At 45.6% G+C, this 20,955-nt stretch carries 15 protein-coding genes; 3 read left to right on the forward strand and 12 right to left on the reverse strand.

Features of this window, described 5'->3' with window-relative positions:
• Positions 1-11: 11 nt before the first annotated feature.
• Positions 12-548 (forward strand): TIGR00730 family Rossman fold protein, encoded by a 537-nt coding sequence (locus EGI32_RS04610; RefSeq protein WP_255154199.1) that lies wholly within the window; start codon positions 12-14, stop codon positions 546-548.
• Positions 549-745: 197 nt separating this feature from the next.
• Here the strand turns inward: EGI32_RS04610 and EGI32_RS04615 are convergent, their stop codons facing one another.
• The 6 genes from EGI32_RS04615 to EGI32_RS04640 form a co-directional block, all read right to left on the reverse strand.
• Positions 746-1,408 (reverse strand): hypothetical protein, encoded by a 663-nt coding sequence (locus tag EGI32_RS04615; RefSeq protein ID WP_255154200.1) that lies wholly within the window; start codon positions 1,406-1,408, stop codon positions 746-748.
• Positions 1,409-1,418: 10 nt separating this feature from the next.
• Positions 1,419-2,840, reverse strand: coding sequence for an FAD-binding oxidoreductase (locus EGI32_RS04620; protein ID WP_255154201.1), 1,422 nt, complete (start codon positions 2,838-2,840; stop codon positions 1,419-1,421).
• 95 nt (positions 2,841-2,935) lie between these two features.
• Positions 2,936-3,952, reverse strand: a complete 1,017-nt coding sequence (locus EGI32_RS04625; RefSeq protein WP_255154202.1) for a PorP/SprF family type IX secretion system membrane protein — start codon at positions 3,950-3,952, stop codon at positions 2,936-2,938.
• 22 nt (positions 3,953-3,974) lie between these two features.
• Positions 3,975-7,619, reverse strand: a complete 3,645-nt coding sequence (locus EGI32_RS04630; protein WP_255154203.1) for a PKD domain-containing protein — start codon at positions 7,617-7,619, stop codon at positions 3,975-3,977.
• 101 nt (positions 7,620-7,720) lie between these two features.
• Positions 7,721-9,832, reverse strand: a complete 2,112-nt coding sequence (gene recG / locus EGI32_RS04635) for an ATP-dependent DNA helicase RecG (protein WP_255154204.1) — start codon at positions 9,830-9,832, stop codon at positions 7,721-7,723.
• Between the two features lie 86 nt (positions 9,833-9,918).
• Positions 9,919-11,139: a DEAD/DEAH box helicase gene (locus EGI32_RS04640; RefSeq protein ID WP_255154205.1), complete on the reverse strand. Its 1,221-nt coding sequence runs from the start codon at positions 11,137-11,139 to the stop codon at positions 9,919-9,921.
• Between the two features lie 388 nt (positions 11,140-11,527).
• Here EGI32_RS04640 and EGI32_RS04645 point away from each other — a divergent pair, with 388 nt between their 5' ends.
• A complete protein-coding gene (locus EGI32_RS04645) occupies positions 11,528-12,358 on the forward strand; it encodes a S1 RNA-binding domain-containing protein (protein ID WP_255154206.1) in 831 nt (276 codons plus the stop codon).
• 150 nt (positions 12,359-12,508) lie between these two features.
• Here the strand turns inward: EGI32_RS04645 and EGI32_RS04650 are convergent, their stop codons facing one another.
• Positions 12,509-14,200, reverse strand: a complete 1,692-nt coding sequence (locus EGI32_RS04650; RefSeq protein WP_255154207.1) for a murein L,D-transpeptidase — start codon at positions 14,198-14,200, stop codon at positions 12,509-12,511.
• A gap of 318 nt (positions 14,201-14,518) precedes the next feature.
• Between EGI32_RS04650 and EGI32_RS04655 the strand changes: the two genes are divergently transcribed.
• A complete protein-coding gene (locus EGI32_RS04655) occupies positions 14,519-16,633 on the forward strand; it encodes an Ig-like domain-containing protein (protein WP_255154208.1) in 2,115 nt (704 codons plus the stop codon).
• A 117-nt stretch (positions 16,634-16,750) separates the two neighbouring features.
• On the opposite strand, the gene mnmE is transcribed toward EGI32_RS04655, so the two are convergent.
• The 5 genes from mnmE to EGI32_RS04680 all read right to left on the reverse strand — a co-directional run bounded on the left by mnmE (position 16,751) and on the right by EGI32_RS04680 (position 20,899).
• The gene (mnmE, locus tag EGI32_RS04660; RefSeq protein ID WP_255154209.1) at positions 16,751-18,127 is read right to left on the reverse strand and encodes a tRNA uridine-5-carboxymethylaminomethyl(34) synthesis GTPase MnmE; all 1,377 of its coding nucleotides are present in this window, start codon (positions 18,125-18,127) and stop codon (positions 16,751-16,753) included.
• A 38-nt stretch (positions 18,128-18,165) separates the two neighbouring features.
• Positions 18,166-18,684, reverse strand: a complete 519-nt coding sequence (locus EGI32_RS04665) for a biopolymer transporter ExbD (protein ID WP_255154210.1) — start codon at positions 18,682-18,684, stop codon at positions 18,166-18,168.
• A 91-nt stretch (positions 18,685-18,775) separates the two neighbouring features.
• A complete protein-coding gene (locus EGI32_RS04670) occupies positions 18,776-19,609 on the reverse strand; it encodes an energy transducer TonB (RefSeq protein ID WP_255154211.1) in 834 nt (277 codons plus the stop codon).
• A gap of 51 nt (positions 19,610-19,660) precedes the next feature.
• Positions 19,661-20,209 (reverse strand): biopolymer transporter ExbD, encoded by a 549-nt coding sequence (locus EGI32_RS04675; protein ID WP_255154212.1) that lies wholly within the window; start codon positions 20,207-20,209, stop codon positions 19,661-19,663.
• 27 nt (positions 20,210-20,236) lie between these two features.
• Entirely contained in the window at positions 20,237-20,899 is a 663-nt protein-coding gene (locus EGI32_RS04680; RefSeq protein ID WP_255154213.1) for a biopolymer transporter ExbD, read from the reverse strand.
• Between the last annotated feature and the right edge of the window lie 56 nt (positions 20,900-20,955).

Genomic DNA, 20,955 nt, shown 5'->3' on the forward strand with positions numbered 1-20,955 from the left:
ATTTTTAACTTATGCAGATAAGATCCATTGCTGTTTTTTGCGGCAGCAAAACCGGTGCAAACCCTTTGTTTGAAGAACATACCAGGCAACTCGGAAAACTTTTGGCAGAGCGGGAGATCACCGTGATCTATGGTGGTGGAAATAAGGGCCTGATGGGCGCTATAGCAAATTCCACCCTGGAAGCAAATGGAAAAGTGATCGGCATCATCCCGAAGATGCTGAGCGAACGGGAGCATCAGCATTTCGGGCTTACAGAGATAACCGTGGTGGAAACCATGCATATCCGCAAACAAATGCTCTATGAAAAAAGTGATGCGGCTATCATTTTACCCGGCGGGTATGGCACACTCGATGAAGTATTTGAAATGCTCACCTGGAACCAGCTGAGCATTCACGATAAACGTATTTTCATTTTGAACAGCGGCGGATTTTACGATCACCTGATCGCACACATCCATGCCATGGACAAGGAGATTTTTTTATACAGCCACCCGGATAATCAGATGACTGTATTGAATACGCCGGAGGAATTGCTGGGGTATATTTAAACCCGCCTTCGACAGGCTCAGGCTGACAGACAACCACCTTCAACAGGCTCAGACTGACAGACAACCACCTTCAACAGGCTCAGACTAACACAAACGCCTTCGACAAGCTCATCCTAACAGTAACTGTCAGCCTGAGCTTGTCGAAGGCGGGTTAAGTACTCTACAGCAAGGCATTCGAAGCCAGGCCAAAGAAAATTTTAATCGTCACTGGTGCGCCTGCCGCGTACTACCTTGTTTTGAAACAAGGCGATGTTGTATCCTGCACGGATGATCGGTATCACCCTTTTGCCGCCACCGCTGGTATTATAATCTATATAAGGAGAATTTTTTGAACCGGCTACATCGAAAGCCACTGAGAAATAATAAAATGAATTACTGCCTTCTTCCCTGCCGCCTGCATAACCTGCACCCAGCAATAAACTACTGGCATTGTAATTAAATTTATCAGTCGGCTGACTGTTAGCATAAATGAGTTTATATTTGATGATATTGTATTCGTACTGTGCCTGAAGGAACAGAAACTTTAGCGGAAACACCCGCACAAATGCACCCGGGCCATAAATTGTCTGCCGAACCTTTCCCAGATAATTATAATAGTATGGATCGTATTGCCTTTGCGAAATATAATTGATACCAGCGCTAACCGCAACATCCAGATATCTATTTACGCTATAGCCAAAATAAGGGCTGATACCAAGTGCGGTAGTTCCTCCACCCAATGAAACATTCACCGATCCTCCTGTAAACAGGTTTTCTTTTTTGAATCCTCCTTTTTGATCATCATCGTCATCGGACTCCTTCTGTGCAAAAGCATTAACAGAAAACAATGTTACTAACAGTAAAGAATAAACGCTCTTCATGGTTATTATTTTATAATGAATCAAATATCTTCCCTTTGTTGAGTATGTTGTTGGGATCAAATGCTTTTTTTATTCCCCTCATCAGTTCCAGGTTGGCCTCTTCAAATACGATGTCCATGTATTCCTTTTGTATCAACCCTATTCCATGCTCGCCACTGATGGTGCCGCCGAGTGAACTTACCAGCCTGAACAAAGCTTTCAGGGCAGGTATCACTTCAGGATTGTTGAGACTGTAAATGCTGCCTTCTTTTTTGATGCGGATATGCAGGTTACCATCACCCGCATGGCCGTAACAAACTACCTTGAAATCATATTCTTTACCCAATGCCTTCACCCCATGGATCAATGCCGGAAGGTTTGCCCTTGGTACCACCGTATCTTCTTCGATGGTGTAACCAACGAGTTTAACGGCTTCGGCAACACGCCTGCGCAATTTCCAGAGCTCGGCTTTTTGCTGGGCATCGTCTGCAAAGAATATCTCCCCGCAATCGAAGTCGAGCAACACTGTTGAAATGGCTTCCATCTCCGCCATCAACGTGTCCAGGTGATTGCCATCCACTTCAATGATCAGGTGAGCAGCCACGCCATCATCCACCGGTACCACGCTGCTGTCTACAAATTCGCTCACTATCTTCAAGGCATCAATTTCCACCAGTTCCAGCGCACTGGGCGTAAAGCCTGCACGGAAGATCGCACTCACGGCCGCACCCGCTTTTTCAAGATCATTGAAAGGTACGAGCATCAGCAGATCAAACTTAGGGTGCGGTAGTAATTTTAGCACTATTTTAGTAACTAACCCCAGCGTGCCTTCGCTGCCCACTACCAGTTGTGTGAGATTATACCCGGTTGAATTCTTCAATACATTGGCGCCTGTCCAGATGATATCGCCGGAAGGCAATACTACCTGCAGGTTGAGCACATAATCCTTTACCACGCCATATTTCACCGCTTTAGGGCCACCGCTGTTTTCGGCGATGTTGCCGCCGATAAAACAACTTCCCCTGCTGCTCGGATCGGGTGGGTAAAACAAGCCTTTTTCTTTCACGGCATTTTGCAGTACTTCAGTTATCACACCGGGCTCGGTAGTCACCTGCAGGTTGCGTTCATCGATCTCGATGATGGAATTCATTCTTTCGAAGGAAACCAATACACCACCAAGATGAGGCAATGCACCACCACTCAGGCCTGGACCGGCTCCACGCGGGGTAACAGGTATCCTGTGTTCATTACAGATCTTCATCACGCTGCTGAGTTCTTCGGCAGTACGTGGTTTGATTACGATGTCGGGGAGAAAATGAAGGTTCTCTGTTTCGTCATGCGCATAATTATTGAGGCTTTCTTCGTCGGTAAAAACGTATTGTTCGCCCAATATCTGCCTGAAAGAAGAGAGGTGTGCCAGGAAGTCCGCAGTATCTTTTGTAGTCAAAGCCATGAAAAATATTTGCGCAAAAATCGTAAAAAAAGCTGAACGCCGACCACTTTATTGTAAAGCAGTTTTTTTCAGGTCTTTCAATAAAGTGGCAGGCATTAAAATTTCGGACAAAGCGATTGCCTGTCTACGTTAGTTGGGTAAAACCCTTTTTTGATCAGGCTGAATTCGCTCGCGCCTCTCGAATTATTGTAATTTTTAAGGGAAGAGGTGGTTACATCATAACTGAATGTAAATTTCAGCGTGCCTAGTTCCAATCCTACCACCGGGATCACGGCATCCTGGTAGCGATAGTACAAACCTGCTATCAGTTGCTTTTCGCCGAATTCCGAAAGATTGTAATTGGCATTCATACCACCGGTAAGTTCCCGGGAGCCGGCCTGTGTAGTGAAATATACATTGGGGTTGATGATCACCCTCTCATGTACTTTGAGGATCGCGTTCACAAAGCCGATATGCCTCATCGGGATGATGCCATCGGATGTCTGGTCGTTGAAAAAAGTCTCCCTTGGTTTATTTACATGATGGATGGAATACCCGGCATTAATGTATACATTTTCCTGCGGGAAATAAGCATAGTTCATGCCCACCTGCATATCAAAATAACTGACGCTGGTATTTTGCAATATGACAGAACTAGGTATCTGAGCATCGAAGAATTTACCGTCGAACTGATCAGGAAATTTCAAGGCGCTCTGATCGATCCTTTTTTGCGCCCAGCCAAGATTGAAACCGGCGCTCAGCAGGCTGCTGTTTCCCAGCAACTGGTGATAAGCTACAGAACCGTATACTTTCGTTGAACGCAAGGCCCCGCTGCCGGCCACATCGCTCAATATCATTCCACCTACACCTACCCAGCCATTTTCGAGGCGTTCTTTAAAAAGTTGGGCATCGCCGAAGGCACTCATCGTTTTGTATGGTTCCGCCATGATATTGCTCCATTGATTGCGGTAATGCACACCTATCCTGTAGTCCGCATCCGGAATGAAACCGGTGTTGGCAGGATTGGTGGTGAGCGGCGAATTGAAGAACTGCGAAAAATGCAGATCCTGCGCAAACGCTCCCGCAACCAGCAACAATAAGGTATTTAATAATATGATCTTTTTTATCCTCATTAATTTTTACTCCCCTGTTTATTTATCTCAATAAAGTAATATCGCCTGTTTTTCTTGTCTTTTTCCCATCACTGAATTCGGCATCGAGTGTATAGGTATATACATCCAGCGGTTGGAGTTTGCCTTTGTAAGTGCCATCCCAGCCGTTGTCTTTGTTAGTGCTTTCAAATAATACCTGCCCCCATCGGTTGTATACCCTCCAGATCATTCTGGTGATGCCAAATCCACGGACCTTCACTATTCCGTTTTCGCCAAACCTTCCGGGGGTAAATGCGTTAGGCACATCCAGCAACGGCAACACGATCACGCGTACCCGCAACGGGAACGTATCCGTACAGCCCGCCTGGTTGTAAGCGATCAGTTCGGCATCATAAGTGCCGGTGGCATTGTACTCGTGTTTGGGTTCAAACACGGTAGAACTTTGTCCATCGCCGAAATTCCATAACCAGCGGATGGCGCCCTGCGAAGACTGGTTGCCGAATTGCACCGGCACGTTTTCCTGTGGCGGATTAGGCGACCAGGTAGCTTGCGCAATCGGTTTTGGTAAAACGTTGATGGTAAAATAGGCCGATGTATCCCTGAGGTTACAGGTATTGAGATCGGTAGCGATCAGCCTTACCCGGTAAGTGCCTGGTGTGGTAAAAGTGTAAGTAGGATTTTCTGCTGTAGAGAAGATCGTACCATTATCAAATTGCCATTGCCAGGTTACCCCCGCTTCAGAGTTGTTGTCGAAAGAAGCCGTGTACGGTGCACAACCAAGCGCGTCGGTAGCAAAAATGGCTTTTACAAATGCATCGATCCTGATCGTTCTCTCCACCGTATCGGGGGCGTTACAGAACGTTTCGTCTATCAGGAACAACTGTACTTTGTACTCCCCTGCTTGTGCGTAGGTATGCACCCGCGGAGGATTGTAACCGACCGTGTCCCTGGGCGAACCATCGCCATAATCCCATACGAATGTGCGTGGGCCAAATGCCGGGAACAGCGGAGTACTGGTATTGGTATACTGCATGGTCAGGCTTTGGCAGGGGGGAAGTTTTACACTGGCGAAACTCAGGTTCACCTCGTTGTTACCTGCTTTAATATTGATGTAAACTGTATCCCTCACGTTACACGTGCTGCTGTCTTCTGCTATCAACATTACCCGGTATGTACCTGCAACGGTGTATTGGTGCGAAGAAGTATTTTGTGGTTTATAAGTCGTATCCCTTTTTGATCCATCCCCATAATCCCAGATGTATTTTTTTGCGAGCAAAAGGCTATCCCTGAAATTTACCGTAAATGGTATACAGGCCACCGTATCATTGGCTACACCGTTGATGGAGGTTTTGATGCTGGCACTTACGCCCGCAAAGTTCATCGCGATTTTTACCGCCGCCTGGTTACAGGCCCTGCTTGAGTTTCGTGGGCCCCATACTCCTGCCGTGATGGGGAATACCCCTCCAGAACAATTGGCGCAGATAGCCTGGTAGATCACACCATTCTCATCAAACCGGCTGGTTCCTCCATCCACATGATCACCGGTTCCCCCGTTTTGTCCGAACACAGAAGCGAACAGGCAACTTTGCGCATTTTTTTCCAATACGAAAAAATAAAAATCGCTTCCGTCGGGGGCAAATCTTCCAGCGAGTGGATTTACTTCAGGAAGGTTGAATGTATTACCTGTGGAATAACGCTGGCTATTATTGATCCCCCCTCCCCAACCGGATACATATACATTTTCGCAACGGTCTACCAGGAAGGCAATAGGTGAAATGTTCGGATCATTGGAAGCTGTACCAAAAACAGTAGAATATACGTAGGCCGAAAAATCGGGTTGAAGTTTAGAGATGAACTGTTTGGAGCCTGCGTTGCTGTAATTCGCATTCAGCACCTGCCAGGTACCAGTGGTGGTTCCCATTACATAAGGGAAACCGCTCCGGTCGAATTTTAATCCATAAACAAGATCAATTTGTGGTGTGCCGAGATAAGTTGTTTTAAGCAAAGCCGAACCGTCGCTTCTTAACTGGGTTACAAACCCATCGGCTATACCCCCCTGAAAAGTGGATTGAATAACTCCTGCAGTATTACCCGGAAGATTGGAACTAGCCGTACCTCCTGCGATGTAGAGGTTGCCGGTAACCGGGCTGATACTTGCTACGAAGCAGGCATCATCTTCATTTCCGCCAAAATATGTACTGAAAAGCGGGGTAGACAAAGTAGGGTTGAATTTAAGGATCACCCCATCCTGCTTGCCCCCGAGGGATGTTTGTATGGTAGAATTCCTTACAGGAAAATCGGTCGATTGTGTAGAGGATGCGAGATAAATATTATTACTTCCGTCGATGATCACTTCGCTGCGGGCATCGTCGCCATAATTTCTGCGCAGGCTTTTTGCCCCATCGACATCATCGTATTTAGGATTGATATTTACCCCGTCATTGGCGGTACCGCCTACCCTTACTGAGCCAATCAAAGCAGTACCGGCCGCATTGAGCTTGGTGATGACGATATCCTGTTCGCCACAATCGCCTAAAAAATTATTGGCCGGAAAAACAGGATAGCTTGTACCACCTGTTTTTGGGGAATTGGTTCTTCCTGCAATGATGAGATTACCCTGGGCATCGCTGATCATGCTATGGGGTTGTTCATTTCCAGCTCCGCCGATGTAAGTAGCATATAACCGGTTGGTACCATTGGCCGACAACTTCATGATGGCCATATCGTACCCGCCTGAAAGCCTGTTTTCATCTACCCCGCCATTCCAGGTAATATCATATGCCCCTGCAGAAACGGGATAGCCAACACCAAATACAACGCCCCCTGCAAAAAAACTTCCATCGGGGCCCGGTGTTGCCGTATATCCCCAATTGTCGGCCGTGCTTCCCGTAAAAGTGGAGAACACGATCGTAGGATCGATGATCAGTGTTTTGGTAAGATCGTAATTTTTAACCTGGAAACTCACCACATTATCCCTTACCATGTATTTGCAATCCACTTCCTGCCGCTTGTCAGTAGAAGGCTGGTACGAATAGGGAAATAATTCCTTCACGTCGCCGAAAGGTGTGGTAATGATCAGTTCCTTGTCTTTGACGCTGATGCTTTTTGGCCCGTCGTACTGCATCGCGATGGCATTTACATTCCCCCCGGGATAAACGATGAAATCGTATTTCATTTTTCCGCCGCTGGTGTAATACCGTACGTCGATGTTGGGATAAATATTCTTGTAGGTCACTTCCTGGTAGATCTTGCAATCCGAAGCCCAATTGGACCTGTCGCCTATAAAATAATTATTGTAGGAATTCAATGCTTTTTCCGCCACTCGTGGCGCATTCTCCGAACCACCGAGGAATTTTACTTTGTAGGCGAAAGAATGAAGGATGAAAGGTTTGTTAACGGCAGGTTCTTTACTTTTTGCAGCCGCACCTGCAGTGGAATCATTGCCGTGGCTATGCCCATGCATCCGCCCGGATAAAGCATCAAGGTCCTCCGTCTTGTGGAGCAATACGGTAAAGCCTTTTTTCTCCAGGTAAAATGAACCGGCGTTGAAATCGCCGCGATAGTTCACGGCAGCGTTCCATTGTCCTTTATTTTGTACGAATTCGATTTGGGCTGATGCACACACAGGCAGTAGAAGCGGTGCTCCGGTCAGCATCAGGCAGGAAAATATTTTAGTAAAAAATCTCAAGTATTTTTATTTACAATTTAATTATAATAAACGTAATTTTCTAAGCTTTCGCCGGGTAAAAATGAATGTTTGTATTTGCTTTAACGTATTAGGTAATTTATTTACGCAATCTTGCTCCATTTAGTCTTGGCTTTATGCTGGTGGAGAAAGTTTTTTACCGGCAAATTTTCAGCCAAACTGATATCGGGGTCTTTTTCCAGCAATGCTTCTACGGTTTCCCTGGCTGCTTCCAGCATCTGTTTGTCGTTTACGAGGCTGGCCAGCCTGAAATTCAAGGCCCCGCTCTGCCGTGTACCTTCAATTTCGCCGGGGCCGCGGAGTTCAAGGTCTTTTTCGGCTATGTCGAAGCCGTCGTTGGTAGCCACCATTATCTTCAGCCTTTCCCGGGCATCGTTGGATACTTTACGCCCGGTAAGCAGGATGCAATAACTTTTATCGGCGCCACGCCCAACCCTGCCCCTTAGCTGGTGCAGCTGCGAAAGCCCGAATTTTTCCGCACTCTCGATCACCATCACCGAGGCATTGGGCACATTTACACCCACTTCTATCACTGTGGTACTAACCATAATCTGAGTATCACCCGTTACAAAACGCTGCATGTTAGTCTCTTTTTGTTCTATCGGTTGTTTGCCATGCACCATGCTGATCCAGTATTTCGGTTCGGGAAAAAATGATTTCACTTCTTCAAAGCCTTTCATCAGGTTTTCGTAATCCAGCTTGCTGCTTTCTTCTATGAGCGGGTATATGATGTAAGCCTGCCGGCCTTTCGCCACTTCTTCCTTAATAAAATCCATCACCTGCGGCCGTGCTGTTTCATTTCGGTGTATCGTATTGATAGGTTGCCTGCCGGGCGGCAATTCGTCCATCACACTGTAGTCAAGATCCCCGTAAGCAGTAAGCGCCAGTGTTCGCGGAATGGGGGTGGCCGTCATCACCAGCACATGCGGCGGGATGTCGTTCTTTTTCCATAATTGCGCCCGTTGTGCTACACCGAATTTATGTTGTTCATCCACCACCGCAAATCCAAGATTTTGAAACGCTACTTTATCTTCTATAACGGCATGGGTGCCAATAAGTATCTGTACCTCGCCATCGGCTACCTGCTGCAGGATGGCTTTGCGGGCTTTGCCTTTGGTGGAGCCCGTGAGTATCTTCACATTTACCGGAAGTTCCTGCAATGCGGAAGAGATACTTTGGTAATGCTGCTGCGCCAGTATCTCTGTTGGCGCCATCAGTACACTCTGGAAGCCATTATCGGCCGCTATCAGCATACTCAGCAGGGCTACCATCGTTTTGCCACTGCCTACATCGCCCTGCAACAGGCGGTTCATCTGCCGCCCGCTGCCCGCATCTTTCCTGATCTCCTTTAGCACCCTTTTTTGTGCATTGGTAAGTTCAAAAGAAAGATAGTCTTTGTAAAAACTGTTGAACAACGGCCCTACTTTATCGAATACCACTCCGCGACTGAAACGGTGCCGCTGGATGCGGACAAGGTTCATGCGGAGCTGCGCAAAAAAGAGTTCCTCAAATTTCAATCGCCGCAATGCGTGCTGGTAATGTTTTTCGGAAGCAGGAAGATGTATCTGGGAAAAAGCCTGGTAACGGGAAACCAGCTTATATTTTTCCAATATTTCTTTCGGAAGATTTTCAGGGAGGTCTTTTTCCTGTATCCGTTGAAAAAGTTCTTTTACCAATTTACCGAAAGCATTCCCCGAAAGGGATTTCGCTTTCAGTTTTTCTGTGGTGGGATATACGGGCTCCAGGTGTTGCTTGCCGGATGAATTTTCTTTGGTGTAATTTTCTATATCGGGATGCGCCACCTGTGGCGTTCCCATGAAAAAGCTGAGTTTGCCAAACACCAGATATTGCTGACCTGGCTGCAATATTTTTTGCACCCAATTGATTCCCTGGAACCATACTAGTTCTATCACCCCGCTCTGATCTTTCAGTTTTCCCACCAACCTTCTGCCGCGGTTCTCACCCATCAGTTCCAGGCTCAGAAGTTTTCCGCCAACATAGGCGTATTCCGCCGAAGGCGATAAGGAACCGATCTGGTCTACATTGGTGCGGTCGATATGCCTGAACGGATAATGTTCCAGCAGGTCTTTAAAAGTGTGGATGTTGAGTTCTTTGCGAAGCAGGTCGCCTTTTTGGGCTGAGATACCGGTGAGGTATTCGATGGGAGTTGATAGTATGGTGGCTTCGCTCGTCAATGTTTAAAAGGTTCAAAGGGTTCAAAATGTTCAAAATGTTGTTGAACCTCCTGAACATTTTGAACCGATTGAACCTATGCAACTCATTATTTGTTTCGGGTGCCTTTATGCTGGAAGCTGCGCTTCTTACCTCCCGATGATCTCTTTTCAAATACGGGGTTGTAAGCCGGCTGCTCGCCGAATATTTCGGGCAAAGGCATCTTGGGCACTTCTTTTTCCAGTAATTTTTCTATCGATAAAAATTTGCGTTGTTCTTTTACACTCACCAACGTGAAGGCAGTACCGTCGGCTTCGGCCCTCGCGGTACGCCCGATGCGGTGTACATAATCTTCACCATCGTGCGGCACATCAAAGTTGATCACCAGCTCGATGTTGTCGATATCTATGCCACGGCTGAGGATATCCGTAGCTACCAGCACCGGTAATCTTCCGCTGCGGTATTGCATGAGGATGTCTTCGCGGCTTTCCTGCTCCAGGTCGCTGTGTATCTCCCCGGCTTTGATGCCTGCTTTTTTGAGGTCGCGGGTAAGCTGTTTTACATTCAGCTTGCTGCTGCAGAATATCACCACTTTCTTCAGGTGGTTCTCTTTCAGCAGGTGAATGATGAGCGGATTTTTTTGTGCATCGTATACCATGTAAGCCTGCTGGATGATCTTTTCAGGCGGTTTGCTGATGGAGATGTTTATTTCCGCCGGATTGGTAAGGATGGTGCGTGCCAGCTGCCTGATCTTTGGCGGCATGGTGGCGGAGAAAAGCAGGTTCTGCCTTTTTTCCGGCAGGTGTTTTATGATGAACATGATGTCATCAAAAAAGCCCATGTCGAGCATCCTGTCGGCCTCATCCAGTACAAGGTATTTGAGCTGGTTAAGCTTTACATAGCCCATTTTGATATGCGCCATCATTTTACCGGGCGTACACACCACTATGTCGGCACCCATGCTCAACGCTTTTTTTTCCTGAACAAAAGCATTTCCATCGCCTCCGCCAAACACGGCAATCGAACTGATGGAAGTAAAATAGGATAACCCTTCCAGATGCTGTGCTATCTGTATAGCCAGCTCGCGGGTGGGCACTATCACCAGGGATGTGATGCCATCGCCGCTTTGCGGAGCCGTAATGATTTTGTTGATCAGTGGTAACAGGAAAGCGGCCGTTTTACCGGTTCCTGTCTGCGCCGAAGCGATAATATCCCTCCCTTCCAAAATGAGTGGAATTACCTGTGCCTGTACGGGGGTGGCTTCATCGTAATTGGAAGCATCGATGCCATCCAGTAATCTATCGTCAAATCCGAATTCTGTAAACTTCAAAATATATACTGTATTTAATTATGTTATAAAGATAACCAATATAGTTAGAATGCCGGTTAAAAGCAGGCATAGGGCCGGTATATACGAAAGAAATTAGCGTATTTCGTAAAAATTCGGGTACTTTGGCGAAATGGTCAGGCATCTTCCTGATAAGACGCTTTGGAAGTATTGCAGCAGACGTGTGACAATTTAAATTCAGCTTAATACGTCTGACACAAATCGTGTCGGATGGATTTTAATTTTCCTGGTTGACACAGATCGTGTCGGATCGATTTTATTTTTTTTGGTTGACACAAATTGTGTCAGCCTGAATTTTATCTTATCGGCTGACACAAAGGATAAAGAGCAGAAGATAGCTATACCTCCTGGTACAAATAAAAAAAAGATTATGATTAAAGTCGGAGAATATAATTTATTGAAAGTATTACGCGAAGTGGATTTCGGGGTATACCTCGACGATGGCGGGGAAGGCATATTGTTACCTAAGAGGTTTGTGCCTGCCAATACGAAACCCGGCGATGAAATAAAAGTATTCATCTACCACGACAGCGAGGGCAGGCTGATCGCCACTACACAACAACCTCTCGGCGTTTTGGGAGATATTGTAAAACTAAGGGCAGTTACCGTTACCCCGCAGGGGGCTTTTCTCGATTTCGGGTTGATGAAAGATCTTTTCGTTCCAAAATCCCAGCAACTGGTGGGCATGCGGCCAAATGGTGAATACCTGGTGAAGATCTATCTTGATGAGCAGACAGGAAGGATTGCCGCTACCGAGCGGATCGAGCAGGACCTGGGCAATGATCAGCTGACGGTAAAAGAACTGGATGTGGTAGACCTCATCGTTTTTCGCCGTACCGATATCGGCTACCTGATGATCATCAATAACCAACATACCGGGGTATTACATTTCAACGAGATCTACCGCACCATTGGCGAAGGCGATAAATTCAAAGGGTTCATCAAAAAGATCTACCCTGCAGATAACAAGATCGATGTTGCTGCCGGCAAGCCGGGATATGCACGCGTGGAAGACGAAACAGAAAAGATCATCCGGTTGTTAAAAGAAAATAATGGTTTTCTACCTTACCACGATAAATCCGATCCGGAAGCGATCTATGAATTTTTCGGCATGAGCAAAAAGACCTTCAAGATGACCACGGGAAATCTGTACAGGCAGAAGAAGATAACATTTGAAGACGGGGGCATAAGACTAAGCTGAGGGCAGACGACCGATGAACGACCACCGACCACAGACGATAGATCACAGACATTTCTTCAGGATTCCGCTCTGTAAATATTTTCAAACTTTATCCGGTTGGCCTCGTCAGACATAGGGCTCGTCGGTCGTCGCTCGTCAGTCGTCTGCTTTCTATTTCTTAAACATTTTTGCTGTGAGGTCTTTATCGTGCCCGTAAATATCATCTGCAAAATGCAGCAGCCCTTCATCATCTACCCAGGCGGTGTAATAGGTGATGAGTACCGGTACCGCAGGTTTTATCCTCACATACTTTTCCTTGTTGAGATGCATGGCTGAGTCGATCTTTCCGGCATTCCAGGAGGTATCGGATTGCAGCAGGTAATTCGCCATTTTCGCCGGTTCGCTCAGGCGGATGCAACCATGGCTATATGCACGTTTGTCGTTCTTGAACAATCCTTTTGAAGGGGTATCGTGAAAATAAATATCGTAGCTGTTAGGAAAAAGGAACTTCACCCTTCCCAATGAATTATTGCCGCCGGGTTTTTGCCTTACACGGGGGATACCATTGCCCCAGCTACCCACCACTTCCATATTTTGCCTGGCTAAATAAGCATTGCCGCTGCGGGCTATACCGGGCGCAATTTCTTTTTTAGAAATGCTGTAAGGCACATTCCAGTACGGACTGAATACAACAGTGTTGAGGTTGCCGGTAAACATGGTTGTTTTGCTCCCCTGCTTCCCTACCACCACTACCATGTCGAATACTTTTGTCTTGCCATCTTTTACATGCAGAATGAATTCGGGAATATTAACGGTGATGAGTTTCCCTTCGGGTTCGCTCACCAGCCATTGTGTACGACTCAGGTTGATGAGGATCTGCGATATCCTTTTTTCCACCGGCACGTTCAGGTCTTTGATCTGGTTGTCGGTAAGTTTACCGGTAGGCTTGTAACCATGCCGTACCTGGAATTTCCTGACAGCAGAATCAAGCTCTTCGTTGAAAAATTCCGTACTGTCGTTTACCGCGAGATCGCCGGTTATGAACAAATGCTCTTTCAGTATGGCTATCTGTTTTGACGTATCGGCCGAAGCAAATTCTTTGGCATTGACAGATAGTTTCGGCCAGCCGCCGTTCTTTTGTATTTCCACATATTTTACAAGTTGCTCTTTTAATTTTTTGTAGGAAGGGTTTACTCCTTCGTAATATTTTTTATCCTGGTTCTCTGCATCCAGCAGGTTGCTTACAAGCGAATCCGGATGTTGTTTTCTTACAGGAATGAAACTTTCGAGTTCTTTGCGTTCCACAAAACCTTTATCATAATTCAGTAGCGCGAACATGATATAATGATGCGTCATCTTCAATTCGGTATTTAGCAGTACCGGATCCCTGGAAGTCCATCTGGTAGCCGTATCATCATCTGCCACGTAATTATCCATCCGCTTTTGCAACACACTATCGATAAGGCTTTTGCCATTGGCATAAGTGGTGAGGTAACTGTGCATGTTCCAGAAGCCGCGTGCCTGCTCGGTTGGGCCATCCTTGGAAAACCAGGAAAACTGGTAGTTACGGGCATTGTAAAAACTGATCATCCTGGAGCCCACTGAAGCGTCGATCTTATTATCCACCAGGTACTTTACCAGCGAACTGCTGTCGAAAAATATACGGCTGTAAGAATTGGTGGTATCGATGCTGTAATCCCTTGGTGTGATATTGGCTTCAGCTTTAAATTCTTCAGGATGAAACTCCTCGAATTTTTCTTCTATAGCCACAACTTCAGGAACTTCCTTGTCCTTTTTTTTATTGGTACAGGAAAAGAATGTGATAGAAGTAAGAATAATAAGTGTAAAAATTTTCAATTTCATACCGGGGTGTTTCGGGTAAATTTTATGCAAATTACTTATTATGCAGAAGTATTGTAAGAAATGCTTCGTTAATATTACCGGCCACTAAAATAAACGGCCAGGCTATTTTGCGAAGATCATTCTGATCAGGAAAGTGAAAGCGCTATGCACAATCCCGTAAAATCTTTTAGTTGATAAATGATAAATTTTATTGACTACTAACATACTTCAGACCCAGAGCCGGAGATAAAAATCGAAGTTGACACTTTATTTACAGTATAATCAATATGAAATTTGTATTTTGCGCCCGCAAAATTTCCTTAAAACAAAAAATCATCCATGAAAAAAATTTATGCTTTACTCTTCCTCTCGTTAGGGTATCACCTGGCTTTTTCGCAATGTACGCCGGCCACGGTAAGAGGAACCTCCACCATCAATACCCCTAACTATCCTTTGAACACGGCCTTTAACACCAGCACAACGTCTACGGGTGTTATCAACAACCTTAGTAGCGGAATGTTCAGTTTTACAGGCGCTGTAGCCGGAACTGCTGTCTGGTCAGGGGGTGTTCAGGTCCAAAACGATGCTACAGTAGGTAACTACATCTATGTACAGCCTACCAGTACCGACAATGCCACTTCGGCAAATGCAGCTACTTACACTATACAGTTTGCGGAGCCTGTTACTAACTTCAGCCTTCGTTGTGCAGGCCTCAACAACCTCGATCAGGTGATCATCAACGCATTCAATGGCGCTACACCCGTTACCATTTCTGCCGCTAACTTCAGCGATAACGTAGCCGATCCCGGTAACACGGGAGTAATAGTTATCTCCAATGGAAATACACTTACCGGTAATAATACCGCAGGGGGCACTTCTGTAAACACCAACAGGATAACGCTTACTATCCCTGGCCAGATAACAAGGATCGTGATGACCAGTGGAAAGTCTGATAATTCTAACAGTACTGTGACCCTGGGCTTCACTTCTGTTTCGTACACAAGGTGCGTAAAAGTACCACCAGATCTGAATGCCACTTTTGTAAACACAGCAGTTACGGGCAATGTTGGAACAAACGATATCAAACCTACGGGCACTACATATGGAACAGCGACTGCAAAACCAGGTAATCCCGGCCCTGCAGTTCCTACCATCAATTCAGATGGCACTTACAGCTTTACTTCGGCAGTAGCCGGTGTCTTCAGGTTTACAGTGCCTATGTGCCCTGGCAGCGTAGTTGTACCAGATTGCGCTTTGGTAGACCTGATAATTACGGTAAGCGAGCCTGCTCTCATTACAAATAATCCTTTTGCCAACACCGATATGGCCACCACACCTATCAATACCGCTGTGACGTTGAACACACTGGCCAATGATAAAGCGGGCAACAACTCAACCGTTGTTTTAAATCCGGCTTCGGTAACGGTAACGGTGGCGCCATTGCATGGCACCACAAGTGTAAATACCACCACCGGGCAAATAACCTTTACACCTACTACAGGTTATACAGGTTATGATACTTTAACTTACCAGGTATGTGACCTGTCCACTCCAACGCCAAAATGCGCTACGGCCAGGCAGATCATCACCATCATCCCAGCAGGTACTGCTAACTCTACAGTGGCTGCGGATGATTACAACAGTACCCCATTAAATACGGCGGTGTCGGGCAATGTAAAAAACAATGATTCTGACCCTGAAAGCAATGTGCAGACTGTAACCGCACAAAACACGACCATTACAGGAAAAGGCACACTTTCTCTTGCTACAACTGGGGCTTATACCTTTACCCCTGTAACCGGCTTCAGCGGCCCGGTAAATTTCCCTTACCAGACGTGTGATAATGGCAGCCCATCAGTTTGTACAAATGCAACATTGTATATCCTGGTCTTCCCGTCAAATATATTACCGCTGAACCTCGTTTCTTTTACCGCGGTTCCTGAAGGTGGCAATACCAAACTTGCATGGATCAGCGAAAACCAGGTAAATGTCAACAGGTTTGAAATTCAGCGCTCTTCTGATAATTCCTCTTCTTTTTCGACCATCGGTAATGTTCCTGCAAATAACAGCCCATCGGGCCGATATGCTTATACCGATGTGAATGCAAGGAATTTTATGGAAAAGGGTTATTACCGTTTGAAAATAATTGACAATGACGGGGTGTTCAAATACAGCCCTGTAGTGTTTGTTAACTTCGGAAATACCACGGTAACCACCATTCGCCCCGCATTGGTAAGGGGTGGTGAAATAGTAACGGTCTACACAGGGTCTGCAAGAAGCCAGGGAACATATACTGGCGTGTTGTACAACCAGGCCGGGCAGTTATTGGAAAAATGGACTGCTCCATCCAATGGCTACAAACAGATTGAAACGGGCAAACTTTCAAAGGGTGTGTATATTGTCCGCATTATCCAGGACACGTTTACCAGCTCTGAGAAATTTGTAGTGCAATAAGACAAGCTTGTTTCCATAAACTAAAAGAGGTAAGATCGATGATCTTACCTCTTTTAGTTTATGGATGTAGTTACTTAAATGCAGCGAATAAAAAATTAAGATTATGCCGCAGGGTAATCATTTTCCGATACAAAACTTGCTGAAGATAAAATCGAGCTTATCCTCATTGGTGATCTCACCGGTTATTTCTCCCAGGTAGTAAAGGCAGCTTCTTATTTCCAGCGCCAGCAGATCGCCTGAAAGCTGCTGATCGAGCCCGTTGATGATATCGGTAAGCGTTATTTTTACTTTTTGCAATGCTTCATAATGCCTGATATTGGTCACCATACTACTGTCTTCTTCCAACGTACCCTGAACGGTGGTATCGTACAAAGCATTGGTCAGCTGATCGATGTTGATCTTGTTCTTTGCGGAAATGTGATAGATCGTTTCGCCGGACAATGTAAGTGGTGAAATGATATCAAGATCGGATTTATTAGCCACCAGCAGATAGTTAATACCGGCCTCTTTAAAAGCATTTACCTGCTGCTGAATCATTTCGCTGGTTTCTTCATTCACATCAAAAATGTACAGCACCACATCAGCGCTTTTCATTTTTTCCAGGCTTTTTTCTATACCAATATTTTCTATGACATCGTTGCTGTGCGAACGGATGCCAGCCGTATCGATCAGCCTGAAAAGGATGCCTCTGATATTCAGCACTTCTTCTATCGTATCGCGGGTAGTACCGGCGATCTCGCTTACGATGGCCCTGTTGTCATTGAGCAAAGTATTCAGCAGTGTCGATTTTCCGGCATTGGGTTTACCGATGATGGCTACGCTGATGCCATTCTTTATCACATTGCCCAATTGGAACGAATCGATCAAACGGGTTGTTGTTGTATCGATATGCCGGATCAATTCATAGAATTTTGTCCTGTCGGCAAACTCTACATCTTCTGTTGCGAAGTCGAGTTCGAGTTCTATCAATGCCGCAAACTGTATCAATTGGTCCCGCATTTCTTTCAGCTGCCCCGAGAATCCGCCACGGATATTGTTCAAGGCATTTTTTTGAGAAGCTTTCGTGTTCGATGCGATCAGGTCGGCTACGGCTTCCGCCTGTGTGAGATCCATTCTTCCGTTCAAAAAAGAACGCTGGGTAAATTCACCGGGTCGGGCAAGCCTTGCCCCTTCTTCGATGCAGGCGCTCAGGATCTGTTGCTGTATGAATATGCTTCCATGGCAGCTGATCTCGATGATATCTTCGCCGGTATAACTTTTGGGGCCTTTGAATACAGCCACCACCACTTCATCGATCGCTTTCCCTTTTAATGAAAGAATGCCCACATGGAGCGTATGTGTTTTTTGTCCTGATATTTTTTTTGAAGGAAATAAGCGGTCGATGATGGAGAAGCTATCCACACCGCTTAATCGTATGGTAGCAATGGCCCCTATTCCTGGCGCTGTCGCAATCGCTGCAATCGTATCGCCCCATCCCGAAAGTTTGTTGATCATGCTGCAAAGATACTAAGGCTCTGCCGCATCTGTATAAGCTACTGAAGCGCTTCTTTATCCTTAGGCTTAAGTTCAGCCATATAATATCGTTTTACGGAACTGATGGCAGATTCGTCGATCACATTCACGAGGTTCTTCATGGAAGCCCCGTCGGATGCTTTGATGATCAGCATCATCCTGTCCTGGCCAAGCGCTTTTTTTACGGCTGCTTTTTTTCGAACGATAATACTCCGGATACCTTCCGCAGTGTAATCGGTCTGTTTGTATACGGCATTCTCATCCAGTCCTTCATAGTAAAGTATCTTGTTGTTATCTCCCAGCACGACGGTGAGGGCGCAGGTCTCACATATCTTATCCACTCCACCCTCATGTTGGTCATTTGGCATTACGATCTTCATCGCTTTAGGTTCTGCCATAGTGGTGGTGAATACAAAAAATGTGACGAGTAAAAAACCGAGATCAACCATTGGGGTAAGATCGACGCGGGTACTTTTTTTGATCATCCTTTTCACGCCGCCTTTTTGTTTACTGCTGCTGTTAGTGGTAATTTCTGCCATAGTATATTTTTTTATAAAGATGTTTACGGCAGTTTATTCCATAAAAAAACCTCCCGTTAAATCGGGAGGTTTTATGATTGATTTTTATTTCTTATTCTTCCGCTACCACGAAAGTGATAGGCTGACGGCGGTAAGCGTTTACGTTACGGCCATTCTGTAAAGCGGGTGTCCATTTCGGCCCTTTCTTGATAATCTTCACAGCTTCTTCTTCCATTCCGTAACCGAATTTGGTTTCAGGTGTTACATCGCTGATGGTACCATCTCTACTTACGATGAAACGAACGATCACCTGGTAAGTTCCCGGAGGGGCGCCATTGTCTACGGGGGCGTTTGCATTCAGGTTGTTACGGATGTAACGTGTCCAGGCTGCAGATCCACCAGGGAATTCGGCTTCTACCTCTACTTTATTAAAGATCTTGTTTTCGTCGTCATTTGTTTTTGGCACTTCCACTACCTGTGTACCTTTATCTTCCACAGGAGCCTGAACGATCTGAACCTTGTTATCAGATTCCACAGTTTTTGTACTGATGGTCTGATCTTCTTTGATCTCTTCGATCTTTTCTTCAGGTTTCACTTCTTCATCCTTTACGATCTTAGGCGGTGTAAACTGTACCTGGTTAATCTCTGGTGGTGGCGGTGGTGTTGGTGGTGGTGGTGGCGGCGGTGGTGGTGGTGGTGCTTCGTCCTTAACCTGCGCCAACTCAGTATCTTTTACGTCGAAGACGTCTTTGTCTGAGGTTTTGGTAAGCTGGCTGTAAACGATAGACCCGATGAACACCAGTAGCAGGATTGCTCCTGTTACGATCAGCGATTTTACCATACGTTTATTGTATGTCTTCCGCAGATCGTAAGCGCCGTAGTCTTTGTTCTTACCCTCGAAGATGATATCGAGGATGTCAGCGTTTAAAATTTTATTTGCTTCCATTATTAAATGTCGTTTGTTATTAGATTCAAAATACTTCCGGAGTCCACAAACCTATTTTATACCATTTGCTTCCTCAGTCTTTTTGATTAATTCCTTTTCCGTCGGTGTCATTACAACTTCCGCGTAATGTCCTGCTTTCACACCCGAAATGGTCATTTCATCGAGGATGTTGATTGCATTTTTAAACGTAGAGGAATCATCCGATTTGATGATATACATCAGATCGTCCAATGGTGTTGATTTCTTCTTCTCAACGATCAGGTTACGGATGTTTTTGAAATCGGTACTTTTGAATTGATCGCTGATTGTAGCGGCTTCCAATTGCCCGTAATAGTAATAAACCTGGTCAGACTTTCCAAGAAGGATTGTCATAGCGCCGGAATTTTTTACTTTCTTTTCCTTTTCCTTATCATCTTTTGGCTCATTCATGTTCATTGCTGTACTCTGAGCCATTGTTGTTGTAAATACGAAGAAGGTAACCAACAGGAATCCGAGATCCACCATCGGGGTAAGATCTACCCTGGTGGATAGTTTCTTTCCTTTTTTCACGCCCGGCCCTTTCTTATGGCCGCCGCCGGACGAGGTATCTAATTCTGCCATGTCGCTTTCTTTTTAGTAATTTAAAAATTATTTTTCGCCTGAACCGCCGTTTTTGTTGTCATTGTACAGTTCGGAGCCTACAGGTACTGCCTGCCCGTTTGTTACAATCCTGAACTTATAGATCTCATTCTTTTTGAATGCTTCCTTGATGTTCCTGAAAGTCGGGTATTTGGCTTCGTTATCCCCTTTTACCAGCAACATTTTCTGAAGAACCGTCTGGTCCCCACCTGCATACACATTGGTGATGCTGCGGACCCAATCGATCATCTGGTTGTTGGCGGTATCGGTAGGGATACCAGGCAAAGCGCTGGCTGCCGGAGGCACTGCCGCATCCAGGTAAGATTTAACCTGGTTAAAAGGAACGCCGATGAATTGTTCTTTGTTCCATTTAGCTAATTCTGCCGGAGTAAGACCGAGGGCTTTCGTATCATTGATATTCTTTAAAATATCTGCTTTTTTAGTATCGTCACCCAGCATCAGGAAAGTTCTTCCATCTGCGGTAAGTGTGATCACTATTGATTTATCAGGTACCGCGGTAGCCGACACAGAGTTCGGTGGAGTAACCGCGAGCACTTCCGGTGGTTTTTGCTTTGTTGCCAAAATGAAGAACGACAACAACAGAAAGGCCACATCACACATCGCAGTCATATCTACGATGGTACTCTTTCGTGGTATTTTAACTTTTGGCATTTCTTTTTGTTTTAAAAATGATGTTACTTAGATACGATCTCTTGATATTTCCATAC

Source organism: Ferruginibacter sp. HRS2-29 (assembly GCF_024343615.1).
Classification (GTDB): Bacteria; Bacteroidota; Bacteroidia; order Chitinophagales; family Chitinophagaceae; genus Ferruginibacter.